At 68.7% G+C, this 25,854-nt stretch carries 24 protein-coding genes; 11 read left to right on the forward strand and 13 right to left on the reverse strand.

What is annotated here, in order from left to right; all coding sequences use genetic code 11:
* Nucleotides 1-158 precede the first annotated feature (158 nt).
* Complete coding sequence (locus AC3A6J_RS16350) at nt 159-1,253, forward strand: hypothetical protein (RefSeq protein ID WP_487861011.1); 1,095 nt, start codon at nt 159-161, stop codon at nt 1,251-1,253.
* On the opposite strand, the gene AC3A6J_RS16355 is transcribed toward AC3A6J_RS16350, so the two are convergent.
* Genes AC3A6J_RS16355 through AC3A6J_RS16365 form a run of 3 tightly spaced genes read right to left on the reverse strand, consistent with a single transcriptional unit; the run spans nt 1,250 to nt 3,431 of the window.
* On the reverse strand, nt 1,250-1,735 hold the full coding sequence (locus tag AC3A6J_RS16355) for a PIN domain-containing protein (RefSeq protein ID WP_487861012.1): 486 nt from the start codon (nt 1,733-1,735) through the stop codon (nt 1,250-1,252). The two genes, AC3A6J_RS16350 and AC3A6J_RS16355, sit on opposite strands and share 4 nt — an antisense overlap.
* Complete coding sequence (locus AC3A6J_RS16360; RefSeq protein WP_487861013.1) at nt 1,732-2,859, reverse strand: ImmA/IrrE family metallo-endopeptidase; 1,128 nt, start codon at nt 2,857-2,859, stop codon at nt 1,732-1,734. Before AC3A6J_RS16360 ends, AC3A6J_RS16355 begins: the two co-directional genes overlap by 4 nt.
* Nucleotides 2,856-3,431: a hypothetical protein gene (locus tag AC3A6J_RS16365; protein WP_487861014.1), complete on the reverse strand. Its 576-nt coding sequence runs from the start codon at nt 3,429-3,431 to the stop codon at nt 2,856-2,858. The genes AC3A6J_RS16360 and AC3A6J_RS16365 overlap by 4 nt, the downstream gene beginning before the upstream one ends.
* A 184-nt stretch (nt 3,432-3,615) precedes the next feature.
* Between AC3A6J_RS16365 and AC3A6J_RS16370 the strand changes: the two genes are divergently transcribed.
* Nucleotides 3,616-4,401, forward strand: coding sequence for an SDR family NAD(P)-dependent oxidoreductase (locus AC3A6J_RS16370; RefSeq protein WP_487861015.1), 786 nt, complete (start codon nt 3,616-3,618; stop codon nt 4,399-4,401).
* 10 nt (nt 4,402-4,411) lie between these two features.
* Entirely contained in the window at nt 4,412-4,669 is a 258-nt protein-coding gene (locus tag AC3A6J_RS16375; RefSeq protein WP_487861016.1) for a hypothetical protein, read from the forward strand.
* Between the two features lie 87 nt (nt 4,670-4,756).
* Here the strand turns inward: AC3A6J_RS16375 and AC3A6J_RS16380 are convergent, their stop codons facing one another.
* On the reverse strand, nt 4,757-5,815 hold the full coding sequence (locus AC3A6J_RS16380) for an MBL fold metallo-hydrolase (RefSeq protein ID WP_487861017.1): 1,059 nt from the start codon (nt 5,813-5,815) through the stop codon (nt 4,757-4,759).
* A 64-nt stretch (nt 5,816-5,879) separates the two neighbouring features.
* A complete protein-coding gene (locus tag AC3A6J_RS16385) occupies nt 5,880-6,866 on the reverse strand; it encodes a Bug family tripartite tricarboxylate transporter substrate binding protein (RefSeq protein WP_487861018.1) in 987 nt (328 codons plus the stop codon).
* A 184-nt stretch (nt 6,867-7,050) separates the two neighbouring features.
* On the opposite strand from AC3A6J_RS16385, the gene AC3A6J_RS16390 reads away from it, so the two are divergent.
* Nucleotides 7,051-7,431, forward strand: a complete 381-nt coding sequence (locus AC3A6J_RS16390) for a VOC family protein (RefSeq protein WP_487861019.1) — start codon at nt 7,051-7,053, stop codon at nt 7,429-7,431.
* Between the two features lie 28 nt (nt 7,432-7,459).
* Here AC3A6J_RS16390 and AC3A6J_RS16395 read toward each other — a convergent pair whose 3' ends face one another.
* The 5 genes from AC3A6J_RS16395 to AC3A6J_RS16415 are packed head-to-tail and all read right to left on the reverse strand — an operon-like array spanning nt 7,460 to nt 14,436.
* The gene (locus AC3A6J_RS16395; RefSeq protein WP_487861020.1) at nt 7,460-8,041 is read right to left on the reverse strand and encodes a superoxide dismutase; all 582 of its coding nucleotides are present in this window, start codon (nt 8,039-8,041) and stop codon (nt 7,460-7,462) included.
* Nucleotides 8,042-8,089: 48 nt separating this feature from the next.
* Nucleotides 8,090-8,764, reverse strand: coding sequence for a helix-turn-helix transcriptional regulator (locus tag AC3A6J_RS16400; protein ID WP_487861021.1), 675 nt, complete (start codon nt 8,762-8,764; stop codon nt 8,090-8,092).
* Between the two features lie 49 nt (nt 8,765-8,813).
* On the reverse strand, nt 8,814-10,256 hold the full coding sequence (locus AC3A6J_RS16405) for an efflux transporter outer membrane subunit (RefSeq protein WP_487861022.1): 1,443 nt from the start codon (nt 10,254-10,256) through the stop codon (nt 8,814-8,816).
* On the reverse strand, nt 10,253-13,333 hold the full coding sequence (locus AC3A6J_RS16410) for a MexW/MexI family multidrug efflux RND transporter permease subunit (RefSeq protein ID WP_487861023.1): 3,081 nt from the start codon (nt 13,331-13,333) through the stop codon (nt 10,253-10,255). Before AC3A6J_RS16410 ends, AC3A6J_RS16405 begins: the two co-directional genes overlap by 4 nt.
* Nucleotides 13,330-14,436, reverse strand: coding sequence for an efflux RND transporter periplasmic adaptor subunit (locus AC3A6J_RS16415; protein ID WP_487861024.1), 1,107 nt, complete (start codon nt 14,434-14,436; stop codon nt 13,330-13,332). Before AC3A6J_RS16415 ends, AC3A6J_RS16410 begins: the two co-directional genes overlap by 4 nt.
* Before the next feature lie 282 nt (nt 14,437-14,718).
* On the opposite strand from AC3A6J_RS16415, the gene AC3A6J_RS16420 reads away from it, so the two are divergent.
* From AC3A6J_RS16420 to kdpE, 7 genes are read left to right on the forward strand one after another with little or no spacing between them, the layout of a single operon-like run.
* Nucleotides 14,719-14,847: a hypothetical protein gene (locus AC3A6J_RS16420; protein WP_487861025.1), complete on the forward strand. Its 129-nt coding sequence runs from the start codon at nt 14,719-14,721 to the stop codon at nt 14,845-14,847.
* Nucleotides 14,844-14,942, forward strand: coding sequence for a K(+)-transporting ATPase subunit F (gene kdpF / locus AC3A6J_RS16425; RefSeq protein WP_487861026.1), 99 nt, complete (start codon nt 14,844-14,846; stop codon nt 14,940-14,942). Before AC3A6J_RS16420 ends, kdpF begins: the two co-directional genes overlap by 4 nt.
* 1 nt (nt 14,943) lies before the next feature.
* Nucleotides 14,944-16,668: a potassium-transporting ATPase subunit KdpA gene (kdpA, locus tag AC3A6J_RS16430; RefSeq protein ID WP_487861027.1), complete on the forward strand. Its 1,725-nt coding sequence runs from the start codon at nt 14,944-14,946 to the stop codon at nt 16,666-16,668.
* Between the two features lie 8 nt (nt 16,669-16,676).
* The gene (kdpB, locus tag AC3A6J_RS16435) at nt 16,677-18,764 is read left to right on the forward strand and encodes a potassium-transporting ATPase subunit KdpB (protein ID WP_487861028.1); all 2,088 of its coding nucleotides are present in this window, start codon (nt 16,677-16,679) and stop codon (nt 18,762-18,764) included.
* 13 nt (nt 18,765-18,777) lie between these two features.
* The gene (gene kdpC, locus AC3A6J_RS16440) at nt 18,778-19,350 is read left to right on the forward strand and encodes a potassium-transporting ATPase subunit KdpC (RefSeq protein ID WP_487861029.1); all 573 of its coding nucleotides are present in this window, start codon (nt 18,778-18,780) and stop codon (nt 19,348-19,350) included.
* 15 nt (nt 19,351-19,365) lie between these two features.
* The gene (locus tag AC3A6J_RS16445; protein ID WP_487861030.1) at nt 19,366-22,128 is read left to right on the forward strand and encodes a DUF4118 domain-containing protein; all 2,763 of its coding nucleotides are present in this window, start codon (nt 19,366-19,368) and stop codon (nt 22,126-22,128) included.
* Nucleotides 22,129-22,144: 16 nt separating this feature from the next.
* Nucleotides 22,145-22,846, forward strand: a complete 702-nt coding sequence (gene kdpE / locus AC3A6J_RS16450) for a two-component system response regulator KdpE (RefSeq protein WP_487861031.1) — start codon at nt 22,145-22,147, stop codon at nt 22,844-22,846.
* Between the two features lie 112 nt (nt 22,847-22,958).
* On the opposite strand, the gene AC3A6J_RS16455 is transcribed toward kdpE, so the two are convergent.
* The 3 genes from AC3A6J_RS16455 to AC3A6J_RS16465 all read right to left on the reverse strand — a co-directional run bounded on the left by AC3A6J_RS16455 (nt 22,959) and on the right by AC3A6J_RS16465 (nt 25,852).
* On the reverse strand, nt 22,959-24,086 hold the full coding sequence (locus AC3A6J_RS16455) for a zinc-binding dehydrogenase (RefSeq protein ID WP_487861032.1): 1,128 nt from the start codon (nt 24,084-24,086) through the stop codon (nt 22,959-22,961).
* A 78-nt stretch (nt 24,087-24,164) separates the two neighbouring features.
* On the reverse strand, nt 24,165-24,689 hold the full coding sequence (locus AC3A6J_RS16460) for a hypothetical protein (protein WP_487861033.1): 525 nt from the start codon (nt 24,687-24,689) through the stop codon (nt 24,165-24,167).
* A gap of 5 nt (nt 24,690-24,694) precedes the next feature.
* Nucleotides 24,695-25,852, reverse strand: coding sequence for an MGDG synthase family glycosyltransferase (locus tag AC3A6J_RS16465; RefSeq protein WP_487861034.1), 1,158 nt, complete (start codon nt 25,850-25,852; stop codon nt 24,695-24,697).
* Nucleotides 25,853-25,854: the final 2 nt, after the last annotated feature.

Below are 25,854 nucleotides of genomic sequence, written 5' to 3' on the forward strand. Positions count from 1 at the left end.
AATCCGGGAGTCCTCAGGCTATGGAGAACCAGAAGTCATCTCTCTCGATATCTCAAAAGACCTCTTGGCACTTCTTTTCTAAGCACGACTCCGAAAGTCATGCCCAATAGTGGGTTAGCCCTTGGGATGATTGGCTTCTGCTCCGCGATAATTCACAAATGGATTGCAAGATTGTCGCAGTGGGAAAGCGCCGAGATGGTGGGACTCGTTATTGGTGTCTGGAGCATCACGCCAATGCCACGGCCAAGTACGGTGTGGCGGCGGAGAAATGCGTCGCCGCCAACGATCTGCCCATCACTGAGGAAGAGACGCTCCATTTAGATTTTGCCGACTACCCGGGCGGAATCGCGCTGTGGGGTTCGGTCCCCGCTGTCTATGACACTACGACTCAACCCATCGATCGAGGTATCCATGTGCATGCCAGATCGGCGAAGGGCGGCCTGAAGAACATAGACAAGACCTACCGTCGACTGCGGGTCCCGCTTAGAACCGATTTGCTCTCCGATGGCTGGGTGGACGTCGACGAGATAGACGCGATCAATTACATGGTCTCGGGGGTTTTTGGTTTCGAGACCATTCCGGTCAAGTGCGTCTATTGCGGCTTCCCACACCTAGACCGCGACTGGTTTGCCGTGCACTCGCATCGTAGGCATCAATGTCACGGCTGCGGCCGGCAATTTTCGGACGCGGGGGCGGGCGTCGGCAACCCGATCGCGGCCCTGCGCCATATGCTTAGAGCGGGCCCTACCAAGCGGCGCAAGGCGCCTGACAGCATCTCCATCAGGCAGCGCGACTTCCCTGGTGGAATCCAAATTTGGGGATCGAATCCCGCGATCCTGTGGACCTCGCCCGAGCCTGAGATGACTGGCATCCACTTGCATGGATTCACTACGGCTGAACAAGAGATGCCCGAGGTCGATGAGACCTACGCCAAGGTGACGATCGACGGCGTCAAACTCGACGCCGATCAAGTACGGGCCTATATGGCGCAGTCGGCTATGCCGCACTTGGAGGGCCGAGTCGTGGATCTGGCCTGCACGCGTTGTGGCGAGTCGCACTTCGAGCGTGGCGAACACGCCTTTACTCCTCACACAGATCATGAGTGCTATTCATGCGGGGAGATCTTCCGAGCTCCGGGCCAAGTAAAGAAGACGATTGGCAACCCGTTCGTTGGAGTCCGCAAGAAATTGGGACTTTCTGCAGTGGGCCTAGTGCGCGACGACAAACTGGGATTGCGCCCCGAGACAATTTAGAGTTGGAAGTCGGCCAGGGTCAGGTGCGGCAGGAATCCACCTAAGTACTTCATTTGCTGGTAGGCCATGAAGACTTCATCCGCTGTCAAGCATCCCGCAGCCACGACATCCCGCAGCAGTCCAACGGTTCCGGTGAGCCGGCCAGCGCTAAGCTCCCGGGCAATGACCTTTCGCGCCGCACCGTCATCGCAAGCGACTACGCACCCTAGAGCTTTTGCAGCGAGGATGCATTCGGTTTCGCCAGGGCCTAGCTCCCAGATAGCCAGTGCGTTCTCGAACTCTTCGGCATCAATCATGGTGTCGTCTACCCATTCAATGTCGCCACGCTCAACGGCACCTTGAATCTGCTTGGCTACCGTGCGCGACTCGCGGCGTACCTCCGGGCTAACTTGGAACGACCGATCCGGCAGCGACAGGACTTTGGCGAGCACTTCGCCGTTGTCCAAATTGATCAATGTGGAAGCGTCGAGGACGACGATCACGCGCTGATTTCCGAGTTCGCGACCACAATAGTCGAGACCGGAACGTTCAACAGTTCCGCGGCTTTGCCCAGCGATAGTTCACCGACTTTCACTCTAACCGCGGCAGACTCAATGAGTGCGGGCGTGGTTTCGATGACGAGATCCTGCCGCGCAGGAATACCTACGCTTGCAGCGAACTTCTCAGGGTTCTTGTAGTCGTCCTGCAGGCGCTGGTAAAACGCACGTGCGCCGCTGGCAGGAAGAAGGTCAAGGGTTTCGAAACGCCTCGCCGCCACTTCGAAGCTGACATGAAAGAGGTGAGCGATCCAGGCAATCTCAGCAGCTCCAAGCGGCTGTTGCGAGATTCCGAGGTAGCCCCGCACGACTTTTAGGGCACTCAGCACGCCGTGCTGCGGCAGCAGCAGCGCCGATGCGAAAGCGTCAGCGAACTTCTCCTCAGCGCGCCGAGGATTGCGCGACCAATCACCCTCTTGATCCAAATGTGCGTAGCCTTCGTTTCGGCTGCCATGGTGTGCGACTAGGTGCCCAAGTTCATGCGCGACAGTGAAGAGCATCCGTGGCTTGAAAGTACGGGGGCCGATGATCACAATCGCGTAGCCCTCTACGATCGCGGAGACACCTTCAACAGTCGGATCGCGCGAGAACAGTACTAGCACTCCCATGGCCGACAAGGTCTCGGCAAGGTGCGGGAAGGGCTCTAGGTCGTCGACATTCCCGAAAGTCTTACGAAACAGCTTGGCGAACTCGGAGGCCGCGGTCGGCGTTGGATCCATCCCTTTGAAGAGATCAAGCCAAGAGAGGCTGGAAGGTAGGCCACGTGCTATGGAAAGGGCGTCGTGCACTTGAGAAGAGAGCACGTCAATGTGGGAGGCGACCTCTACCGCCTCGCGCTGGTCCAAGGTTTGCCTGAATAGCATCCTAATCGGCTCCGCCGTCTGGTGCCTTCGATCCATGATGCTCGAGACTGGAATCTGCAAAGCCTTGGCAATCCCACGCATTTCTCCCAGCGTAGCTTTCGCGCCGCCCGCGACTTGCTGGAATCTCTCGGGACTCATGCCCGCCTTCTTCGCTGCGCTCGCGACGGTGAGATTCTTGCTTGCCAAATGGGAGGCGATGTTGGTCACGATCGGGCCTCGCGCTTGAGATCGTCCAGGGCACGGAGCAAGCCGTCCACTTGCACATGGGAAAGCTTGCGGCCGCGTCCCACAACTTGCTGCATTCGGTGTCCTGGGATCTGGAAGATGTTCGAGAGAATGCCTACTGAGCGGTCGCGGCCGAGCGCAACCTCTTTGGGGGTTTCAAGCACTACTGGGTTCTTTCCTAGGATGTAATTCTTGATCCTGTTTTCGAACTTGTCGTGCTGGTCACGCGGATCCTGCGTGCCGTCAGGCAAGGCGATGATGTTTCCTTTCCGCTGCTTGCCGTCGAAGCTCAGCGCGTTTTCGGGGTGATTTCTTAGGGCTTCGAGTTGGTCGTCGAGTTTGCTGTCGATCTGCATTCCGCCAATAACGTATTGGGGGATGGTTCGACCCCGGCTCCCACTGATAACGAAGATGTGGTCCCCCGGCCTCACCATCCGCCGCAGGTCGGGTCTGCACGTGCCCATTGATGGCTTCGATGAACTGAGCATGGGATCCACAAGTGCCAAGCCGGCACCCGGATCGGAGCCAGGTGAAACGAAGATGTAGCTGGGCATCGGCTTCTCCGGAGAGTATTTCCTGTATTTTTAAACAGTATTCAATCTTTCGCAAGCAACGCCGCAGTTTTGTGCATCAAGCTCGTATCCTGGGACAGGCGACGGTGCTACCTTGCGCGTCTCGGCGACAGTGCAAGCTGTTTGACCGCCCTTCCCTGGAACTTGCCATATTCCTCACATCACCATGCCCACCCACCTCCACCTCATCACCGGCGCCTCCCGCGGCCTCGGCCGCGCCATGGCCGAGCAACTGCTCGAACAACCCGGCAACCACGTGCTCCTCTGCATCTCCCGCCGCCAGAGCCCCGAACTCGCCGAGCACGCCAAGAAGAAGGCCGACGGAAACAGCGTCGAGCTCATCCAATGGGAGCAAGACCTCTCCGACCCCATCGCTGCCGCCGCCCGCGTGCGCGAATGGCTCGCGGCGCAAGACCCGCAGCGCTTCGACACGGCCACGCTCATCAACAACGCGGGCACGGTCGGCAACCCGGCGCCGTTGTCGGCTTCGGACGATGCCGATCTGTCCCAAGCGCTGCGCATCGGGCTCGAAGCGCCGATGCTGCTGACGGCGGCGTTCCTCGGCGGCACGCGCGAATGGCGCGGGGCGCGGAAGGTGCTCAACATCTCGTCGGGCCTGGGCCGCAACGCAATGGGCAGCCAGGCGCCGTACTGCGCGGCGAAGGCGGGCATGGACCACTACTCGCGCGCGGTGGCGCTCGAAGAAGCAGCCAATGCGTCCAACAACGGCGCGCGCATCGTGTCGCTGGCGCCGGGCGTGATCGACACCGACATGCAGGTGCAGTTGCGCGGCACGTCGGCCGAGAAGTTTCCGGACCGCGGTCGTTTTGAAAAGCTCAAGAGCGAAGGCCTGCTCGACAGCCCGGCCTCGGCGGCGGCGAAGGTGCTCAAGTACCTGGCGCGTGCGGACTTCGGCAGCAAGCCGGTGGCCGACGTGCGCGACACGGACTGATCGTCACACCATGGCCACCGCACAAGGCATCGATACCGGCGAGTACAAGCTCTTTCCCTCGCCGCGCAACATTCACCGCATCGTCTTCGCGCACCAGGTGTTCGTGCCTTACCCGTACGCGTTGATCGTGATGAACGAGTTCGGGTTCAAGGGGCGCCACAGCCTGTTTGCTGCTTACCGGTTGAAGGACGGGAAGATGGGGCAGGTGGCTAGCTTTGAGCTGGAGGCGGATGTGGAGATTTTTAATCGGAAGTTTGTGCCGGATTGAATGAGGGCGCTGGCGGTGGTGGCGCTGCTTGCCCCCATCCCTGCCTTCCCCCGGAGGGGGAAGGAGTAAAGCCAAAGGCCGACGGAGTTATGACTGCATGGCGAAGCGGTCGCGTTGGGCTTGGGCGCAGGCGCCCATCACGGCGAGGGCGCGCTCGACTGTGGGGGTGCCTAGAACGAAGGGGTTGGGGGCCTGCGCGGTCTGCTGTTGCCGCAGCGCAACCAGCTTGTCTTGCGAGCCGTCGATGTTCGAATGGTTCGACAGCAGCACGTCGACGCGCTGGCTCTGCACGATGCCGCCCATGCGCTGGGTGGCGCCGATGTAGGCGTCGAGCCGCGGAATGTCGTTGCCGAAGTTGAAGCCGGTGCCGCCCCACAGCATGGCGCGGTGCTTCTGGCCGTTGGCGGCGGTCACGTCGAACACGGGCGAGAGGGTGCCGCGCGTGTGGCCGGGCGTGAGGTACAGCGTCACGCTGGTGTCGCCCAGGCGGATGCGGTCGCCGTCTTTCACGGAGATGTCGCGCTTGGGCGGCGCACCCCAGAGCGGGGTCGCAAACTCGAGCCGGGTCTCGGTCATGGTCCAGTCGGCGTCGCTCATCACCACGCGCGCGCGGTACTTCCTGGCCAGGTAGCTGGCGCCGCCGTAGTGGTCGCCGTGGCCGTGCGTGACGATCACGTACTTGATCTGCGCGGGGTCGAGGCCCAGCTTGCGCATGCCGCCCTCGATGAGCGTGGCGGCCTCGGCCTGGGTGTTGAGCGCATCGATGAGGATGATGCCCTGCGAGGTCTTGATGGCCCAGGCGCTGACCCAGTCGGCACCCACGAAGTAGAGGTTCTCGAAGGCCTTGCCCGGCGGCGGTGCGGGCCGGGCGATGAAGCCGGCCAGGCTCTTGTCGAGCGCGTCCTGCGGCGGCCGTGCGGCGGGCGCGGGCTTGCACAGGGTCAGCAGTGCGGTGAGGTCGGTGCCCGCGGCGCGCGTGGCGGCGGCCACATGCGAGTCGACAGATTCCTTCGACGGGCCAAGGGCCGCGTGGTCTGGGGGGCGGGTGGGGATCTGCGCGCAACCCTGCACCAGGGCCACCACCGCCGCCGCGAGGGCGGTGGTGATGGTCAGCTGGCGGGTGGTCTTCGCTTTCTGTGATGCCATCGGTGGTGTCTCCGTGCCGGCGGTGCGGCCTGTGGTGAAGACACCATTCTGCGACGGCGCGCGCTTATTCGAGGGTCGCGCCCGAGGCTTTGACGATGCCTTCCCACTGCGTGTAGTCGGTCTTCAGCAGGGTGCCGAACTGCTCGGGCGTCATGCTCTGCGGCTCGGCGCCCTGGGCGATGATGGCGGCCTTCATTTCGGGCGTGGCGAGCAGCTTGTTGACTTCCGTATTCAACGTGGCGATCACGTCCTTGGGCGTCTTGGCGGGCACGAAGATGCCGTACCAGGTGCTCACGTCGAAGCCCTTGTAGCCGAGCTCGGCGACGGTGGGCGTGTCGGGCAGCGAGCTGCTGCGCTTGGCGCTGGTGACGGCCAGCGGGCGCAGCTTGCCGGCCTTGATCTGGCCGAGCGCCGAAGGCACCGACGACACCATCAGGTCGACGTTGCCCGCGAGCACGTCCATCATGGCGGGGTTCGATCCCTTGTAGGGCACGTGGCGCATCTTGATCTTGGCGGCGCCGTTGAAGATCTCGCCGGCCAGGTGGATGGTGGTGCCGTTGCCGGGCGATCCATAGGTCACGGTGTCGGGCGCGGCGCGCGCAGCGGTCACCACGTCGGCGAGCGACTTGAACTTGGAGTCGGCGCGCGTGACGATCACCACGGGCGTGTAGGCGACGTGGGCCACGGCCGCAAAGTCGTTCACGGAGTTGTAGCTCAGGTTCTTGTAGAGCCAGGGCGCGACGACCATGTTGTCCTTCTGGCCCATCACGATGTCGTAGCCGGTGGGCGCGGCGCGCGCGGCCTCGGCAATGCCGATGGTGCCGCCGGCGCCGCCGCGGTTGTCGGGCACCACGGTCCAGCCCTTGGCTTCGGTGAGCTTCTGCGCCACCAGGCGCGAAAGAATGTCGGTGCCGCCGCCGGGCGGGAACGGCACGATCATGCGCACCGACTTGGCGGGATAGGGCCCGGTCTGCGCGTGAGCGGGTGCGGTGGCAAAGGCCAGGGGGAGTGCCAGCGAAAGCGCCAGCGTGCCGAAGTTTCTGCGGATCATGGAATGTTGGTTGTCTCTGTCTGGAGGATCGGGGAATGCAGCCGATGCACGGCTGGCGTGGGTATTTTCCGCCGGATTGACATCGCCGCTCGAAGCGCAAATACTTCACCGTATGGTTGAGTATTTTTGGCTCGCCCGCCGCAGCGCCAGATCGGTGCCGCGCCGGGCTCAACAGGAGAAGCGCATGCTCGGAAACATCGACGCGGTGGCCAACCTGGCGGTGAAAGACCTCGCCACGGCCCGCCGCTTCTACGAAGACACGTTGGGCCTCGCGCAGGTCGACGCCGAGGGCAACGAGGTGATCGTCTACCGCAGCGGCGGCACGCGCATCAACGTGTACCGCTCGGCCTTCGCCGGCACCAACCAGGCCACGGCCGTGACCTGGGGCGTCGGCAACAACATCGAAAGCCTCGTGGCCGCGCTCAAGGCCAAGGGCGTCAAGTTCGAGCACTACAAAGACATGCCCGACACGCGCCTCGAGGGCGACCTCCACGTCATGGGCGACATGAAGGTCGCGTGGTTCAAGGACCCGGACGGCAACATCCTGAACCTCATCAACATGTGAGGATGCCCGCCGGGCCGAACCCGGCGCTTCAGCCGAAGTTCTTGGCCGCGAAGTCCCAGTTGACCAGCTTCGCCAGGAAGGTCTCGACGAACTTCGGGCGCAGGTTGCGGTAGTCGATGTAGTAGGCGTGCTCCCAGACGTCGACCGTGAGCACCGGCGTGTCGCCCGTGGTCAGCGGCGTGCCTGCGGCGCCCATGTTCACGATGTCGAGCGAGCCGTCGCCCTTCTTCACCAGCCAGGTCCAGCCCGAGCCGAAATTGCCCACGGCCGACTTGACGAAGGCTTCCTTGAAGGCGTCGTAGCTGCCCCACTTGGCGTCGATCGCCTTGGCCAGCGCGCCCGTGGGCGTGCCGCCGCCCTGGGGCTTCATGCAGTTCCAGAAGAAGGTGTGGTTCCAGATCTGCGCGGCATTGTTGTAGATGCCGCCGCTCGACTTCTTGACGATCTCCTCGAGCGGCATCGACTCGAACTCGGTGCCCTTCTGCAGGTTGTTGAGGTTCACCACGTAGGCGTTGTGGTGCTTGCCGTAGTGGTACTCGAGCGTTTCCTTCGAGTACTCGGGTGCCAGCGCGTCGAGGGCGTAGGGCAGGGGCGGGAGGGTGTGTTCCATGGTGGGTCCTTCTGGGTTGTTGAAAAATAAGAAAGAACGCTTCGCTGCTCAGGCGAGCGGCTTGTTCGGCGTCACGCGGTAGGCGCAGCGCCGTGCGCCCGCCAGCACGTGCTCGACGCGGCTCACGCTCACGTCGGGCCCGAGCACTTCGTCGAAGAGCTGCAGTTCGCTGCGGCAAAAGCCGGTGCAGGCGCGCGCCGCGGTGCAGATCGGGCAGTGGTTCTCGATGAAGAGAAAGCCGCCGTCTTCCTCGGCGCGAAACTCTGCCATGTAGCCCTCGCGAGTGCGGATCTCGGCCAGCCGCTCGAGCCGCGTCTTCAGGCTGCGCGCACCGCGCAGGGCCTCGGTGTAGGTGGCGCGCATGGCGTTCTCGCGCGCGCCGATCAGCTGGTCCATGCCCTTCTCGCCGAACACGCTGACGACGGCGCTGATCATCTGCACGGTCATCTCGGCATGCGTGTCGGGAAAGCGTGCATGGCCCGCGCCCGTGAGCCGCCAGATCTGCGTCGGCCGGCCGCGGCCCGCCGGGCGGCTCTCGGCGTCGACCAGGCCCTCGGCCTGCAGCTTGGCCATCTGCTGGCGCACTGCCTCGACCGTGACGTCGAGCACCTTGGCGATGTCGGGAATGCCGAGCGCGCCGCGCCGCTTGAGCGTGGAGAGGATGCGGTCGGCCGGCTGGTGCGGCGTCCAGGCGGGCTTGGCGTCGGCGGCGGGAGCGGGCATGGGCGGGGTCTCGGGCAAAGCGGTGGGGCCTATTGTCGGCAGCGGCAACTCATGATTGTCGTGCGCCGGCTTCGCCCCTCGCCTGCGCAGGTGCTTGCCACCCGCCGCCCAGCGCCTTGTAGAGCGCGACCAGGCTGGTGAACGAGGCGGCTTCGGCCTGGGCCACGGCGTCCTGCGCGCGCAGCCAGGTGCGCTGCGCGTCGAGCACGCTCAGGTAGGGGGCGGCGCCTTCGCGGTAGCGCACCTCGGCCAGCTCGGCGGCACGGCCGCTGCGGGCGGCGGCCTGCACCAGCGACTGCAGGCGCTGCTGGTTCTGGCCGTAGCCGGCGAGCGCGCTTTCCACGTCCTCGATGGCGCGCAGCACGGTCTGCTCGTACTGCGCACGCTCTCCCTCGGCACGCGCCTCGGCGCCGCGCAGGCGGGCCCTGGCCGAGCCGAGCCGCAGCGCGGGCCAGCTCAAACCCGGCGTCACGCTGAAGGCGCGGCTCGCCGAGCTGCCGAGGTCCGAGCCGCGCAGCGCGACGAACCCGAGGAACCCGCCGATGTCGATGCGCGGGTACAGCTCGGCCGTGGCGGCGCCGATGTCGGCCGTGCCTGCGGCCAGGGTGCGCTCGGCACGCAGCACGTCGGGCCGGCGCCGCAGCAGGTCGCCCACGTCGCCGATGGGCAGGCGCTTGTCGAGCACGCGCAGCGGCTGCGGCTGCAGCAGCATCGGCGCGAGCTCGGACGGCTGCAGGCCCGCCAGCACGGCGACGCGGTGGGCGGCCTGGCGGCGCGAGGTCTCGAAGACGGGCAGGTCGCTTTCGGTGGCGGCCAGGTTGGCCTGCGCGCTTGCCAGGTCGCCTTCGAGCCCGCGGCCGGTCTGCACCTGCGCCTCGGTCACGCGCAGGCTGCGCTGCAGGCTGTCGAGCGTGCGGCGCGCCACGGCCAGGCGCTGATCGGCGCCGCGCATCTCGTAGTAGTTGCGCGCCAGCTCGGCCACGGCCACGATGCGCACCTGCTCGAGGTCGGCGGCCGAGGCCTCCGCACGCGCGGTGGCGGCTTCGTCGAGCCGCTGCAGGCGGCCGAACAGGTCGATCTCCCATGCGGCATCGAAGCCGGCACGGCTGCTCTGGGCCAGCGTGCGTGCTTCAGGCGGCAGACCGTTGCCCTGCGCGATGCTGCGCGTGTGGCTGGCGCCCAGCGTCACCGCGGGCAGGCGCTCGAGCCCGGCCTCGGCCTGCAGGGCGCGGGCTTCGCGCAGCCGTGCCTCGGCGATGCGGATGTCGTGGTTGGCCGCGAGCGCGCGTTCAATCAATGCATCGAGCTGCGGATCGTCGAACTGGCGCCACCAGTCGCGCTGCACGGCGTCGCTCGCGAACAGCGCGCGCTCGGGCGCGGCAATGGCGACGGGCGGCGTGGCCGGCGCGGTGTAGCGCGGGCCGACGGCGCAGCCCGCGAGCAGCAGCGGCAGCAGCAGTGCCGCAGGAAGAAGAGAACGGTTCATGGTCATGCTCCCGCCACCAGTGCATCGAGTTCGGCGGCCCGCTGCGAGCGGCCCACCGTGCGGTGGTCGCGCGCGAGCAGCGTGTACATCGTGGGCAGCACGAACAGCGTGAACAGCGTGCCCACCAGCATGCCGACCACGATCACCAGGCCAATGCTGAAGCGGCTGTTGGCACCCGCGCCGCTCGCAAAAAGCAGCGGCACCAGGCCCATCACCATCGCGGCGGTGGTCATCAGAATGGGCCGCAGCCGGATGCGCGCGGCCTCCTCGATCGCCAGGCGGCGGTCGAGGTTCTTGTGCGCCTGGATCTCGTTGGCGAACTCCACCATCAGGATGCCGTGCTTGCTGATGAGCCCGATCAGCGTCACCAGCCCGATCTGCGTGTAGATGTTGATGGTGGCAAAGCCCATCGCCAGCGGCACCAGCGCGCCGCAAATCGACATCGGCACGCTCACCAGGATGATCAGCGGATCGCGCAGGCTCTCGTACTGCGCGGCCAGCACGAGGTAGATCACGATGATCGCGAACACGAAGGCCAGCACCAGCGCCGAACCCTCCTGCGTGAACTGGCGCGCATCCGACTGCCAGTCGTGGCTGAAGCCCGCGGGCAGCTTCTTCGCCTCGTCGGCCAGAAAGGCCACCGCGTCGCCCATGCTCACGCCCGGCATCGGAATGGCCTGGAAGGTCGCGGCATTGAGCTGGTTGAACTGCGTGAGCGTGTTGGGCCCCACGCTGGTCGAGAGCTGCACCAGGTTGGCGAGCGGCACGGGCTCGCCGCTCGCGCTCTTCACGAAGTAGCCGGCCAGCGCCTCGGCCGTGAGCCGCTGCGCGCGCGGCGACTGCGGAATCACGTCGTACGAGCGGCCGTCCATGCCGAAGCGGTTGACGTAGTTCTCGCCCACCAGCACCGCGAGCGTGTCGCCGATGGCCTTCATGGTCACGCCCATGCTGTTGGCCTTGGCGCGGTCCACGCGCACCTCGGTCACGGGGTTGTTGAACTCCAGGTCGCTGTCGACCACGGCGAACTTGCCGCTGTCGCGCGCGGCGGCCTTGAGCGACTCCATCGCCTCGAACACCGTGAGGTGGTCGCCTGCGCTCTTGATCACCATCTGCACCGGCAGCCCGCCGGTCGAGCCCGGCAGCGACGGCAGCTGAAACGCGAAGATGTTGCTGCCTTCGACATCGCCCATGGTGCGCTGTACCTCGTGCTGGATCTCGTCGGCGCTGCGCGTGCGGTCCTTCCAGTCCGACAGCTGCACGCCGCCGATGCTGTTGGCCACGCCGTCCGATCCGTTGATGAGCCAGCGGCCGGTGTTCTCGGGCAGCGCCGCAAAGACCTCGTCCCATTTCTGGCCGAACTTCTCGACGTAGTCGATGTTGGCGTGCTGCGGCGACTTGATCGCGGTGAGCACCATGGCCTGGTCCTCGCCCGGCGCGAGCTCGCGCTGCGCGGCGTTGTACAGAAACGGCAAGCTCGCAAGCACCGCCACTGCGAACACGCCGGTCACCCAGCGGTGGCGCAGCGACACGCCGAGCAGCCGTCCGTAGCCGCTGGCGAGCCGGTGGAAGAAGGCCTCGGCCCGGCGCGCCATGCGGCCCGCCGCGGCATCCTGCGGCAGCAGGAACGAGCTCATCACCGGCGACAGCGTGAGCGCGATCACGCCCGACACCACCACCGCGCCCGCGAGCGTGAAGGCGAACTCCTTGAAGAGCGAACCTGTGAGTCCGCCCATCAGCCCAATCGGCGCATACACGGCAGCCAGCGTGAGCGTCATCGCGATGACGGGGCCGGCCACCTCGCGCGCACCGATGAGCGCGGCCTGCACGCGCGACTTGCCCGCTTCGATGTGGCGATGCACGTTCTCGACCACCACGATCGCGTCGTCCACCACCAGGCCGATGGCCAGCACCATCGCCAGCAGCGTGAGCAGGTTGATGCTGAAGCCGAACAGCAGCATCAGCGCCGCGGCGCCGAGCATCGACAGCGGGATCGTCACCACCGGGATCAGCACCGCGCGCAGCGACCCCAGGCAAAGAAAGATCACCAGCACCACGATGGCGATCGCCTCGAGCAGCGTCTTCTGCACCTCGTCGATCGAGGCCTCGATGAAGCGCGCAAGCTCGAAGGGCAGCTGCACCTCCACGCCCGGCGGCATGTTGCGCTCGATCTCGGGCAGCAGTTCGCGGATGCGCTTCACGATGACCAGCGGGTTGCCGTTGGGCGCCGCCTGCAGGCCGAGGTAGATGGCGCGGTCGCCGTCCATGGTGGCGCTGCTGTCGGCGCTGGCCGCGCCGAGCTCCACCGTGGCCACGTCGCCCAGGCGCACCAGGGCGTCGCCCTCGCGCTTGACCACCATGTCGCGGAACTCGGCCACGTTCGCCACGTCGGTGTTCACGCGGATGTTCGACACCACGTAGAGCCCCTTCACCTGGCCGGGCGCAGCCTGCACGTTGTTCTGCCGCAGCGCGTCGGCCAGCTCGCCGGCCGAGATGCCGCGCGCGGCCATGCGTTGGGGGTCGAGCCACACGCGCATCGCGAGCGTCTGGCCGCCCGACACCTCCACGCCCGATACGCCCGGGATCGACGCGAACTGCGGCTGCACCACGCGCGAGAGGTAGTCGGTCAGTGCCGGGATCGGCATGGTCTTGCTCGAAAAGCCCACGTACGCCACCGCGGTGGCCTCGCCCGACGACTTGAGGATCACCGGGTCGAAGGCCTCGGGCGGCAGCCGGTACTTGACCTGGCTCACCTGCGCCATGGCCTGCGTGAGCGCCTGGTTGGCATCGGCATTGAGCTTCATGCGCACGCTGACCACGCTGCGGCCCAAGGTGGACGACGACGAGAGGTAGTCGACGTTCTCGATGGTCGCCACCGCCTGCGCGATCGGCTGCGTGACGAAGCCCTGCATCAGCTCGGGCGAGGCGCCGGGGTATTGCGTGGTGATGGTGAGCGTGGTGCTCTCGGTCAGCGGGTACTGGCGCACCGGCAGGTCGCCGATCGCGCGGGCGCCGAGCAGCAGGATCAGCGTGCTCACCACCAGCGCCAGCACGGGCCGGCGCACGAACAGGTCGGTGAACTTCATGGCCGGCGCTCCGCGAGGGCGAGCGTGTCCTGGCCGGTGGGCGCCACCGCGGCGCCGGTGTAGAGCCGCAGCTGGCCCGAGGTGACGACCTGCTCGCCGGCCTTCAGGCCCTGCTCGACCACGACGCGGCCGTCCTGCCGGTCGCCGGTCTTCACGAACACCTGCTGCGCGGTGAAGCCGCCCTTGTCGGCCGGGCGCACGACGAACACCGAGTCGCCGTGCGTGCTGTAGGTGATGGCGGTCTCGGGCACCGTGATCGCATCGGTGCGCGCGGGCAGCGCCACCTTGGCGTTGACGTACATGCCGGGCGCGAGCGCGCCGTCCGCGTTGTCGAGCGTGGCCTGCAGCCGCACGGTGCGCGTGTCGCTGCCGATCTGCGGCTCGATGGCGCTGAGCCTGCCTTCGAAGGTGCGGCCCGGATGCGCGTCGACCGCGAGCGACACCGCCTGGTTGCGCTTCAGCGCCGGCAGCGCCGTCTCGGGCAGCGTGACGTTCGCGAGCAGCGTGCGGGCGTCGGTGAGCGACACCAGCGCATCGCCGGCCCGCACGAACTGGCCCAGGTTGACGCGCCGGATGCCGAGCACGCCGTCGAACGGCGCCTTGATGCGCTTCTGCTCGACCAGCGCCTGCACCCGGCGCAACTCGCCGTTGGCCTGGTCGAACGCGGCCTGCGCCTGCTCGAGCTGCTCCTGCGTGGCGGCCTGCTGCGGCAGCAGGCGGCGCGTGCGCTCGAGCAGCGCCCGGGCATTGGCGCGCTGGGCCGCAAGGCGTTCGAGGTCGCCCTGTTCGGGCGCGTCGTTGAGCTGCACCAGCAGCTGGCCGGCGCGCACGGGGGCGCCCGGCGTGAAGAGGATCTTCGCGACCCGGCCCTCCACCTCGGCCGGCACCTCGACCTGGCGGTGCGCCTCGAGCGTGCCGATGCCGCCGAGATGGCGCGCCATCTCCGACTGGCGCGCCTCGGCGACCGCCACCTTCACCGGCGGCATGCCGCCGCCGCCCTCGGCATGCGCCGGCCCCGGCTTCGTCGCCAGCGCCCAGACGGCCGCGCCCACCACCACTGCCGCAAGGCCGGCGCCGAGCCAGGCCCTTGATCTTGTGTTCATGATCGATTCTTATTTATCAAAGTAGATGCTTGGATTATTAGACGCGGCCGTTCGCGCTGTCGAGACCGACGGCGCAATGACCCCGCTGCGGCCGGGCCCATCCGCATCGCAGCGGTGGCCGGCATCGCAAAGACGCACGAGCGCGCCGTCTTGTGACAGGGGCGGTGGCGGCGGGCGGCGCGTCTTTATGTTTTCTTTATGCGGCCGCCCGGGCTTTGTTCCCCGTTTTTACGCAGCGCTGCCGAGACTGGGCTCCTTGTTTTTCGCTCCAGGAGCAATCGAATGGACATCGTCTGGATGGGCGCCCTGCTGGCGCTCTGGGCCGCGCTGGCGGCCATGGTGCGCGGCCTCGACCGGCTCGACGCAGCACCGAAGGCGGCGTCGGCCGCCGCCGAAGGAGGCACGCCGTGATCGCCCTCGAAGCGCTCTACGGCTTCGGCGCGCTGGTGGCCGTGGTGCTGTTCGCGTACCTCGTGTTCGCGCTGATCTGCGCCGAGGAATTCTGAGATGACCGCTTCCGCCTGGGGCCTGCTGGCCCTCTTTCTGGCCGCGCTGCTGGCACTGGCCTGGCCCGTGGGCCGGTTGCTCGCGGCGCTGTGCAGCGAGCGCATGCCGCGCTGGGCCGAACGCATCGAGGCGCCGTTCTACCGGCTCGCGGGCACCGTGCCCGGGCAGTCGACGGGCTGGCGCGGCTATGCGCTCGCGCTGCTCGCCTTCAATGCGGTCGGCGCCGTGGTGCTGTACGCGCTGCAGCGGCTGCAGGGCGTGCTGCCGCTCAACCCGGCGGGCCTGGGCGCGGTGTCGCCCGACTCGGCCTTCAACACCGCGGTGAGCTTCGTCACCAACACCAACTGGCAGGGCTACGCCGGCGAGGTCGCCATGAGCCATCTCACGCAGATGCTCGGCCTTGCGGTGCAGAACTTCTTCTCGGCCGCCACCGGCATCGCGGTGGCCTTCGCGCTGGTCCGCGGCTTCGCGCGACGCGGTGACGGAAAAGGTGCGGGGCTGGTGGGCAACTTCTGGGCCGACCTCGTGCGCATCACGCTGTGGGTGCTGCTGCCGCTGTCGTTCGTGCTCGCGCTTCTCTTCGTCGGGCAGGGCGTGGTGCAGAACTTCGGCGCGCCCGCGGTGGTGCATCCGCTCGAGGCCGCGGCCGGCCCGCAGGTGCTCGCGATGGGACCGGTGGCCTCGCAGGAGGCGATCAAGCTGCTTGGCACCAACGGCGGCGGCTTCTTCAATGCCAACTCGGCGCACCCGTTCGAGAACCCGACCGCGTTCTCGAACCTGCTGCAGATGGTCGCGATCTTCCTGATCCCCGCGGGGCTGTGCTTCGCGTTCGGCCGCGTGGTGGGCGACATCCGCCAGGGCTGGGCGGTGCTCGCGGCGATGACGGCGATGTTCGTGGTCGCGGTGGTGGCCGTGGTGCATGCCGAGCAGGCCGGCAATCCGCTCTTCGGCCCGCTGGGCATCGACCAGGCGGCGAGCGCGCTGCAGGCGGGCGGCAACATGGAAGGCAAGGAGGTGCGCTTCGGCATCGATGCCTCGGCGCTGTTCGCGGCCGTCACCACGGCCGCCTCGTGCGGCGCGGTGATCGCGATGCACGACGCGTTCACGCCGCTCGGCGGCATGGTGCCGATGGTGCTGATGCAGCTCGGCGAGGTGGTGTTCGGCGGCGTCGGCAGCGGCCTCTACGGCATGCTGGTGTTCGCCATGCTCGCGGTGTTCATCGCGGGGCTGATGATCGGCCGCACGCCCGAGTACATCGGCAAGAAGATCGAGGTGCGCGAGATGAAGCTGATCGCCATCGCCATCCTCGTGACGCCGGTGCTGGTGCTCGCGGGCACCGCGGTGGCGGTGCTGGCGGGCGCAGGCCGGGCCGGTATCGCCAACCCGGGTGCGCATGGTTTCTCCGAAGTGCTCTATGCGCTGAGCTCGGCCGCCAACAACAACGGCAGCGCGTTCGCGGGGCTCTCGGCCAACACGCCGTTCTACAACGCGCTGCTCGGCCTGGCGATGTGGTTCGGGCGCTTCGCGGTGATCGTGCCGGTGCTGGCCATCGCGGGTTCGCTCGCGGCCCGCAAGCGCCTGCCCGCGACGGCCGGCACGCTGCCCACGCACGGGCCGCTGTTCGTCTTCCTGCTGATCGGCGCCGTGCTGATGGTGGGCCTGCTCAACTACGTGCCGGCGCTGGCCCTCGGGCCAGTGGTCGAGCACCTCATGCTATGGAAGTGAGGCGCACCATGACTTCCCCTCTCTCGCTGCTCGACGCGTCGCTCCTGAAGCCCGCGCTGTGGGCCGCCTTCGCCAAGCTCGACCCGCGCGTGCAATGGCGCAACCCGGTGATGTTCATCGTCTACATCGGCAGCATCCTCACGACGCTACTCTGGGTGCATTCGCTGGGCTTTCCGGGAGACACCGGCATGAAGCCCGGCTTCGTGCTGGCCGTGACGGTGTGGCTGTGGTTCACCGTGCTGTTCGCCAACTTCGCCGAGGCGCTGGCCGAGGGCCGCAGCAAGGCGCAGGCCGCCTCGCTGCGCGGTTTGCGCAAGGACACCTGGGCCAAGAAGCTGCAGACGCCGCAGCATGGCAGCGCGTGGCTGCCGGAGCAGGCGCCGAACCTGCGCAAGGGCGACGTGGTGCTGGTGGAAGCCGGCGACGTGGTCCCGCTCGACGGCGAGGTGATCGAAGGGGTGGCCTCGGTCGACGAGAGCGCCATAACCGGCGAATCGGCGCCCGTGGTGCGTGAATCGGGCGGCGACTTCTCGGCCGTGACCGGCGGCACGCGCGTGCTGTCCGACTGGCTCGTGGTGCGCATCGCGGTGAACCCCGGCGAATCGTTCCTCGACCGCATGATCGGCATGGTCGAGGCCGCACGCCGGCAGAAGACGCCGAACGAGGTGGCGCTGACCATCCTGCTGGTGGCGCTCACGCTGGTGTTCCTCATGGTCACCGTCACGCTGCTGCCATTCTCGGTCTTCAGCGTCGAGGCCGCGGGTGCGGGCACGGTGGTGTCGCTCACCGCGCTGGTGGCGCTGCTGGTGTGCCTGATCCCGACCACCATCGGCGGGCTGCTCTCGGCCGTGGGCGTGGCCGGCATGAGCCGCATGATGCAGGCCAACGTGATCGCCACCTCGGGCCGCGCGGTCGAGGCGGCCGGCGACGTCGACGTGCTGCTGCTCGACAAGACCGGCACCATCACGCACGGCAACCGCCAGGCCAGCGCCTTCCTGCCCGCACCGGGCGTGACCAAGGCGCGGCTGGCGCGGGCCGCCATGCTGGCCTCGCTGGCCGACGAAACGCCCGAGGGGCGCAGCATCGTCGAGCTCGCGCGCCGCGAGGGGCTCGGTAGTGTGGCGGTGGAAGGTGTGCGCTTCATCCCGTTCACCGCGCAGACCCGCATGAGCGGCGTCGACCTGCCCGCCGCACCGACCAGCCTCGACGCCGATGCCGTTGTGCTGCGCAAGGGCGCGGTCGACGCGGTGCGCCGGCATGTCGAGGCGCTCGGCGGGCGCGTGCCGCCCGAGGTGCTGCGCGCCGCCGACGAGGCCGCGCGGCGCGGCAGCACGCCGCTCGCGGTGGCCGAGGGCGACCGGGTGCTCGGCGTGGTCGAGCTCAAGGACATCGTCAAGGCCGGCATCAAGGAGCGCTTCGCCGAGCTGCGCCGCATGGGCATCCGCACGGTGATGATCACGGGCGACAACCGGCTCACGGCCGCCGCCATCGCGGCCGAGGCCGGCGTGGACGACTTCCTTGCCGAGGCCACGCCCGAGGACAAGCTCGCGCTGATCCGCACCTACCAGGCCGAGGGCCGCCTCGTGGCCATGACCGGCGACGGCACCAACGATGCGCCGGCGCTCGCGCAGGCCGACGTGGCGGTCGCGATGGGCAGCGGCACGCAGGCCGCGAAGGAGGCCGGCAACATGGTCGACCTCGACTCCAACCCGACCAAGCTGCTCGAGGTGGTGGAGACCGGCAAGGCGCTCTTGATGACGCGCGGTTCGCTCACCACCTTCTCGATCGCGAACGACGTGGCGAAGTACTTCGCGATCATTCCGGCGATCTTCGTCTCGACCTATCCGCAGCTCGGCGCGCTCAACGTGATGCGGCTCGCGAGCCCGTCGTCGGCCGTGCTGTCGGCGGTGATCTTCAATGCGCTCGTGATCGTATTCCTGATCCCGCTCGCGCTGCGCGGCGTGCGCTACCGGCCCGTGGGCGCGGCCGCGCTGCTGCGGCGCAACCTCGCGGTCTACGGGCTCGGCGGGCTCATCGTTCCCTTCATCGGCATCAAGCTGATCGACTGGCTGCTCGCGGCCGTCCACTTCGTCTGAGGCGCTCTTCATCATGAACAACATCCTTCGTCCCGCGCTCGTGCTCTTCGCATTGCTGGGCGCGCTCACCGGCGTGGTGTATCCGCTCGCCGTCACCGGCGCCGCGCAGGCGCTGTTTCCCGCGCAGGCGGCGGGCAGCCTCGTGCTGCGCGACGGCCAGCCCGTGGGCTCGGCGCTCGTCGGCCAACACTTCACCGATCCGCGGCACTTCTGGGGCCGGCCCTCCTCCACGGCGCCGCAGCCCTACAACGCGAGCGCCTCGGGCGGCGCGAACCTCGGGCCGCTCAACCCGGCCCTCACCGATGCGCTGCGCGCGCGCATCGCCGCGCTGCACGCCGCCGACCCCGGCAACACCGCGCCGGTGCCGGTCGACCTGGTGACGACATCGGCCAGCGGGCTCGATCCGCACATCAGCCCGGCGGCCGCGTACTACCAGGCCGCACGCGTCGCGCGGCTGCGCGGCCTGCCGCCGGCGCAGGTCGATGCACTCGTCGCGCAGCACACCGAAGGGCCGCTCTGGGGCATCGTGGGCGAGCCGCGCGTCAATGTGCTGGCCCTGAACCTGGCGCTCGACGCCATGCGATAACCTGCACGCCCCGCCATGCCCGACGCCCGCCCCGACCCCGACGCCCTGCTTGCGCAACTGCGCAGCGACGCGGCGCGGGCGCAGCGCGGCAAGCTGCGCATCTATTTCGGCGCCTGCGCCGGGGTCGGCAAGACCTGGGCCATGCTGAGCGCCGCGCAGCGCGAGCACGCGGCAGGCCGCGACCTGCTGGTCGGCGTGGCCGAAACCCACGGCCGCAGCGAGACCGCCGCGCTGCTCGCGGGCCTGCCCGTGCTGCCGCTGCGCGAGGTGGACCACCGCGGCCGCCGGCTCGCCGAGTTCGACCTCGACGCCGCGCTCGCGCGCCGGCCCGCGGTGCTGCTGGTCGACGAGCTGGCCCACACCAACGCGCCCGGTTCGCGCCATGCCAAGCGCTGGCAGGACGTGCAGGAGCTGCTGGCCGCGGGCATCGAAGTCTGGTCGGCGCTCAACGTGCAGCACCTCGAAAGCCTCAACGGCACGGTCGGCGCGATCACGGGCATCCGCGTGCACGAGACGGTGCCCGACACGGTGCTCGACGAGGCCGACGAGGTGGTGCTGGTCGACGCGACGCCCGACGAGCTCACCGCGCGGCTCGCGGCCGGCAAGGTCTACCTGCCGCGCCACGGCGAGAACGTGGCCGAGCGCGCGGCGCAGAACTTCTTTCGCAAGGGCAACCTGATCGCGCTGCGCGAGATCGCCTTGCGCCGCACCGCCGAGCATGTGGAAGACGACGTGCGCGGCTGGCGCGTGGAGCAGTCGGGCCCCGCGGGCCGCGGCACGGGTGCCGCTGCGCTGCAGGCCTGGAACACCTCGGGCGCGATCCTCGCGTGCGTGGGGCCGCACGAGGATGCGGCGCAGACGGTGCGCACGGCGGCGCGGCTCGCGGGCCAGCTCAACGTGCGCTGGCATGCGGCTTACGTCGAGACGCCGCGGCTGCAGCGTCTCGCGAGCGATGCGCGCGACCGCGTGCTCGCGGTGCTCAAGCTGGCCGAGCAACTGGGCGCGGCCACCGCGGTGCTCACGGGCGCCGACGTGGCCGAGCAGCTGGCCGCGCAGGCGCGCCGGCTCAACTGCGCCACGCTGGTACTCGGGCGCCCCGCACAGCCCGCGCGCTGGCGCCGCGGGTGGTGGCCGTTCGGCGGCGTGCCGCTGGCGCGCGCACTCGCGCAGCGCGCGCCCGCACTCGACATCCTCGAGGCCGGCCATGCCGACAGCGCGCGGCGGCTGCCGCGCGCGCCCATCGGCGGCCTGCTCGCGGCCGACGCGGCGCAGGACGATCCGCCGGTCCACTGGCGCGGCTATGCCTGGGCCGCGGCCACGAGCGTGGCGCTCACGCTGGTCTGCATGCCGCTGGCCAACGTGCTGGACATCGCCAACATCGTGATGCTGTTCCTGCCGGGCGTGGTCGGCATCGCGATGCGCTTCGGGCGCGGTCCGTCGGCGCTCACCGCGCTGCTCAACGTGGCCGCGTTCGACTACTTCTTCGTGCCGCCGCGCCTGTCGCTCGCGGTGAGCGACCTGCAGTACCTGCTGACCTTCGTGATCATGCTCGGCGTTGGCCTGCTGGTGGGCCAGCTCACGGTCGGACTGCGCTTCGCCGCGGGCGTGTCGACCAGCCGCGAGCGGCGCGCGCGATCGCTGTTCGAGCTCACGCGCGAGCTCTCGGCGGCGCTCGAGAGCGCGCAGGTCGTGGCGCTCGGCGCCGCCGCCGTGCAGGGCCATTTCGGCGGCCACGCGCTGGTGCTGGCCACCGATGCCGCCGACCAGCTGGTGCCGCCCCACGCGCCGCCCGAAGGCTTCGACCTGCAGGTGGCCGACTGGGCCTTTCGCCACGGCCAGCCCGCCGGCCTCGGCACCGCCACGCTCGCGGCGCAGCCTTGGCACTACGTGCCGCTGCAGGCGCCCATGCGCGTGCGCGGCGTGCTCGCGCTGTCGCCCGCGCAGCCGCGCTGGCTCCTGATTCCCGAGCAGGCGCAGCAGCTCCAGACCCTGGCCCGGCAGATCGCGATCGCGCTCGAGCGCGTGCACTACGTCGAGGTCGCGCAGCAGGCCGTGGTCGAGATGGAATCGGAGCGCCTGCGCAATGCGCTGCTCGGCGCCATTTCGCACGACGTGCGCACGCCGCTCACCGCGCTGATCGCGCTCGCCGAATCGCTGCGGGCGCTGCCGCCCGACGAACATGCCGAGGCCGCGCGCGCCATCGTGGCGCAGGCGCACGAGCTGCATGCGCTGGTCAACAACCTGCTCGACATGGCGCGGCTCGAAAGCGGCCTCGCGGGCGGCGCGGTGAACCTGCGGCGCGACTGGCAGTCGGTCGAGGAGGTGGTCGGCTCGGGCATTCGCGCGGCGCGCACCGCGCTCGGCGGCACCGCGGTGCAGACCGCGCTCGCGCCCGGGCTGCCGCTGGTCGAGTTCGACGCGGTGCTGATCGAGCGCGTGCTGGTCAACCTGCTCGAGAACGCGGCCCGCTACGGCGCCCCGCCGATCGTCGTGGGCGCGCGCGCCGAACCCGGCTTGCTGGTGCTCTCGGTGCGCGACCACGGCCCCGGCCTGCCGGCCGCGCTCGCCGGCCGCGAGCACACGCTGTTCGACAAGTTCACGCGCGGCAACGCCGAATCGGCGACCCCCGGCGTCGGTCTCGGCCTGGCCATCTGCCGCGCGGTGGTGAATGCGCATGGCGGCGAGATCGCCGCGCGCAACGCGCCGGGCGGCGGCGCAGAATTCACCGTCCGGCTGCCGCGCCGCGAACCCCCCGAGCTCGCCGAAGCCACCCTTTGAACACCGTCGTTCCCCCATGCCATCGCCCACCGCCATCGTGATCGAGGACGAGCCGCAGATCCGCCGCTTCGTGCGCGGTGCGCTCGAGGCCGAAGGCTGGCAGGTGCACGAAGCCGGCACGCTGCGCGACGGCCTCGCCGCGGCCGGCACGCGCCAGCCCGACCTGCTCGTGCTCGACCTCGGCCTGCCCGACGGCGATGGCGTGGCGCTGATCCGCGACGTGCGCGGCTGGTCGGCGGTGCCGATCATCGTGCTGTCGGCGCGCAGCGACGAAGCCGACAAGATCGCCGCGCTCGACGCCGGCGCCGACGACTACCTGACCAAGCCCTTCGGCACCGGCGAGCTGCTCGCGCGCGTGCGCGCCAACCTGCGCCGCCCGCGCCACGCGAACGGCAGCGGCGACGACCTCGCCGATGCGCCGCTGTTCCGTTTCGGCGAGGTCGAGTTCGACCGCGCCGCGCGCCTGGTCCGCCGCGCCGGTACCGAGGTGCACCTGACACCCACCGAATACCGCCTGCTCTCGGTCCTCGTCGCCAACGCCGGCCGCGTGCTCACCCAGCGCCAGCTGCTGCGCGAGGTCTGGGGCCCGTCGCACACCGACCATGGCCACTACGTGCGCATCTACATGGGCCACCTGCGGCAGAAGCTGGAAGCCGACCCGGCGCAGCCGCGGCACCTGTTGACGGAAACGGCTGTGGGCTACCGGCTCGTGGTCTGAGTCCGGGGGGCTCCCTCTCCCTCCGGGAGAGGGTTGGGGTGAGGGCCGACGGCGCCAAACACTCGACAAGCGCCGTACCGCATGCCGGGCGCGCTCTCCAAACAGCCAAAGGTCAGTTCAAGCCCTTGTTAGGCACCAGCAGAAACTTCTCCCCCGTAGCCTGCTTCGCATACACCGCAATCGCATCGAGCCGCAGCGCCTCGTGCAGCGACACCTCGCGCGTGTAGCGGCTCGCGAACGTGGTCTTCAACTCGGCCACCACGCGCGCCTTGAGCCGCGCAGCACCTTCGTCGCCGATCTTCTGCAGGAACGGAAACAGCAGCCACCCGCCCATGCCCCAGGCCATGCCGAAGTTGCGCACGAACTCCGTCGGCCCGCGGTCGAGGCCGCCGTAGATGTAGACCTGCTTGTGCGTGGTCGAGCCGTAGCGGCTGTATTCCTTGGCCGTGCGGTTGAGCGCCGCTTCCATGCAGCCGAGGATCTGGCCCGCGAGCTTGCCGCCGCCCGTGGCGTCGAACGCCAGCGTGGCGCCGGTCTCGACCAGCGCCTGCGTCAGGTCTTCGATGAAGGTCGGCGAGCCCGTGCTGCACACGTACTTCGCGCCCATGCCGCGCAGCAGCGCCTCTTGCTCGGGCTTGCGCACGATGTTGACCAGCGCGATGCCGTCCTTCTGGCAGATGCGATTGAGCATCTGCCCGAGGTTGGAGGCCGCCGCGGTGTGCACCAGCGCCTTGTGCCCTTCGCGGCGCATCGTCTCGACCATGCCGAGCGAGGTCAGCGGGTTCACGAAGCAGGATGCGCCTTCGGCCGGTGCCGTGCCCTCGGGCAGCGCCAGGCACTGGGCCGCGGCCACCGCGCGGTACTGCGCATACATCGCGCCGCCGATGGCCGCCACCGTCTTGCCCATCAGCGCCTGCGCCGCGGGCGATGCACCGGCCTTGACCACCACGCCCGCGCCTTCGTTGCCGACCGGCATCGACTGGTCGAGCCGCCCGGCCATCGCGGGCATCGCGCGCTCGGGTACCGTGGCTGTGACGACCGGCCGGTCGGGCGTGCCCGAAGCCTTGGCCGTGCCCATGTCGGCCGCGCCGAACAGCAGGCCGAGGTCCGACGGATTCATCGGCGAAGCCTCGATGCGGATCACCACCTCGTGCGGCTGCGGTTCGGGAATGGGTTCGTCGTGCAGCGAGAGTTCGAGTTCGCCGTTGGCGCGGATGAGCGAGCGCAGTTGCAGTGCCATGGAAGAGCCCTTGGTTGTCGTGGCCCAGGGCCACGGGGCGGCCAGTATAGGAGCGGCCCGCGCTCGCTGCAGGCGCCTTCAGGACACCCCGGAGGCCGCGCGCCGCGGCCGGTGCCGCACCACCAGGATGACCAGCGCCACCGCCAGCCCGCCCCAGTAGTCCACCGGCGCGCCCCACAGCCAGTGCTTGTGCCAGGACGCATCGACCGGGTTGAAGCGTTCCCAGCCGAAGGCCGGGTTGATCATGAACCAGAGGAAGTCTTCGCAGACCCAGAACACGATCAGGCCCACGACCGCCAGCCCCGCGTCGCGCCAGGTCCAGCGGCCGTTGAAGGCCAGCGGCGCGAAGAACACCAGCGCCATGAAGGTGAACACCCAGGCGTGGTAGCCCGTCATCGCGCGGCCGCCCCAGAACAGGTCGAGCCAGATGCTGTTCTCGATGCGCCAGGTCGGCAGCGACGTGGCCCAGCCCGCGCCGCCTTCGATCTGGATCTCGGCATTGGCGAAGAAGAAGGCCATCACGACGACCCAGGCGAGATAGCCGATCGTGCGGGCGATGCCCGTCTTTTCCAGGGCGGTGCTGTTGCTGCTTTTGCTGTGCATGGGGTTCATTGGTCGTCGTCGCTGGCCCGGGCGCCCAGCACGTGGCGCAGCACGGCGGCAGCCGCGTGCGGCTTGCCGAGCGCGCGGCTGCGCGCGGCCATGGCCGCGAGCCGGGATGGATCGGCCATGAGCCGCGCCACCTTGTAGTCGAGGCCGATCGCGTCGTAGGCGAGCCAGGCCGCGCCTTCTTCCATCAGGAAGCCGGCGTTGTGTTCTTCCTGTCCCGGGATCGGCGAGATCAGCAGCATCGGCTTGCCGAGCGCCAGGCATTCCGACACCGTGAGGCCGCCGGGCTTGGTCACCACGAGGTCGGCCGCGGCCATGAGCCGGTGCATCTCGCTCGTGAAGCCGATGGCGGCCACGCGCCCCGGGTGCCGCGCGGCCAGCGCCTGCAGCCGGGCATGCGCCTCGGCATTGCGGCCGGCGACGGCGATCACTTGAAAGCCTCTGTCGCCGTTGTCGCCGCCGAGCCCCAGCACGCGCTCGACCATGCTCGGCAGGTCGCCCACGCCGGCCCCGCCCGATGCCATCAGCAACACCGGCCGCGCAGGATCGAGCCCGAGCGCCGCGACCGAGGCGTCGCGCGCCAATGCCTCCGTCCCCGAGAAGCCCGGCATCACCGGAATGCCCGTCACATGGATGCGCTCGGGCGGAATGCCGCGCGCACTCAGCCGAAAAGCCACCTCGTCGGTGGCGGCCAGATAGCCCGTCATGCCCGGTACCAGCCACATGTTGTGCAGGTCGTAGTCGGTGATCTGCAGCCACACTGGGCAGTCGATGCGGCCGCGGTTGCGCTCGCGCATCAGCAGCTCGGCCGGCAGGAAGTGCGTGCAGATCACCGCGCCGGGCTTCTCGCGGTGCAGCTCGCGCGCCAGCGCGACCGTGCTCAGCCGCTCGATGCCCCGGCGCAGCCGCTGCGACAGCGCATGGTGCGGCGTGGCGTCGGTGCGCTGGTGCAGGTACGACCACAGGTCGGGCGCGCGGTTCACCAGCTGGAGGTACCAGTCGGTGTACACCTTGCGAAAACCGGCCGTCACATGCGCCATCGCGTCGATGTGGACCGCGCTGTGCGGCGGCGCCGCCTGCACGGCGGCTTCGAGGGCTTGCGCGGCACGCACATGGCCATTGCCGGCGCTCACACTGAGGATCAGGATTTTGGTCATGC

The organism is Variovorax sp. Soil_C_39 (genome assembly GCF_057656815.1).

Coding starts and splice junctions, on each gene's coding strand:
- AC3A6J_RS16350 (WP_487861011.1), top strand. CDS start 159: ATGGATTGCAAGATTGTCGCAGTGGGAAAGCGCCGAGATGGTGGGACT.
- AC3A6J_RS16365 (WP_487861014.1), bottom strand. CDS start 3,431: ATGCCCAGCTACATCTTCGTTTCACCTGGCTCCGATCCGGGTGCCGGC.
- AC3A6J_RS16370 (WP_487861015.1), top strand. CDS start 3,616: ATGCCCACCCACCTCCACCTCATCACCGGCGCCTCCCGCGGCCTCGGC.
- AC3A6J_RS16375 (WP_487861016.1), top strand. CDS start 4,412: ATGGCCACCGCACAAGGCATCGATACCGGCGAGTACAAGCTCTTTCCC.
- AC3A6J_RS16380 (WP_487861017.1), bottom strand. CDS start 5,815: ATGGCATCACAGAAAGCGAAGACCACCCGCCAGCTGACCATCACCACC.
- AC3A6J_RS16385 (WP_487861018.1), bottom strand. CDS start 6,866: ATGATCCGCAGAAACTTCGGCACGCTGGCGCTTTCGCTGGCACTCCCC.
- AC3A6J_RS16390 (WP_487861019.1), top strand. CDS start 7,051: ATGCTCGGAAACATCGACGCGGTGGCCAACCTGGCGGTGAAAGACCTC.
- AC3A6J_RS16395 (WP_487861020.1), bottom strand. CDS start 8,041: ATGGAACACACCCTCCCGCCCCTGCCCTACGCCCTCGACGCGCTGGCA.
- AC3A6J_RS16400 (WP_487861021.1), bottom strand. CDS start 8,764: ATGCCCGCTCCCGCCGCCGACGCCAAGCCCGCCTGGACGCCGCACCAG.
- AC3A6J_RS16405 (WP_487861022.1), bottom strand. CDS start 10,256: ATGACCATGAACCGTTCTCTTCTTCCTGCGGCACTGCTGCTGCCGCTG.
- AC3A6J_RS16410 (WP_487861023.1), bottom strand. CDS start 13,333: ATGAAGTTCACCGACCTGTTCGTGCGCCGGCCCGTGCTGGCGCTGGTG.
- AC3A6J_RS16415 (WP_487861024.1), bottom strand. CDS start 14,436: ATGAACACAAGATCAAGGGCCTGGCTCGGCGCCGGCCTTGCGGCAGTG.
- AC3A6J_RS16420 (WP_487861025.1), top strand. CDS start 14,719: ATGGACATCGTCTGGATGGGCGCCCTGCTGGCGCTCTGGGCCGCGCTG.
- kdpA (WP_487861027.1), top strand. CDS start 14,944: ATGACCGCTTCCGCCTGGGGCCTGCTGGCCCTCTTTCTGGCCGCGCTG.
- kdpB (WP_487861028.1), top strand. CDS start 16,677: ATGACTTCCCCTCTCTCGCTGCTCGACGCGTCGCTCCTGAAGCCCGCG.
- kdpC (WP_487861029.1), top strand. CDS start 18,778: ATGAACAACATCCTTCGTCCCGCGCTCGTGCTCTTCGCATTGCTGGGC.
- AC3A6J_RS16445 (WP_487861030.1), top strand. CDS start 19,366: ATGCCCGACGCCCGCCCCGACCCCGACGCCCTGCTTGCGCAACTGCGC.
- kdpE (WP_487861031.1), top strand. CDS start 22,145: ATGCCATCGCCCACCGCCATCGTGATCGAGGACGAGCCGCAGATCCGC.
- AC3A6J_RS16455 (WP_487861032.1), bottom strand. CDS start 24,086: ATGGCACTGCAACTGCGCTCGCTCATCCGCGCCAACGGCGAACTCGAA.
- AC3A6J_RS16460 (WP_487861033.1), bottom strand. CDS start 24,689: ATGCACAGCAAAAGCAGCAACAGCACCGCCCTGGAAAAGACGGGCATC.
- AC3A6J_RS16465 (WP_487861034.1), bottom strand. CDS start 25,852: ATGACCAAAATCCTGATCCTCAGTGTGAGCGCCGGCAATGGCCATGTG.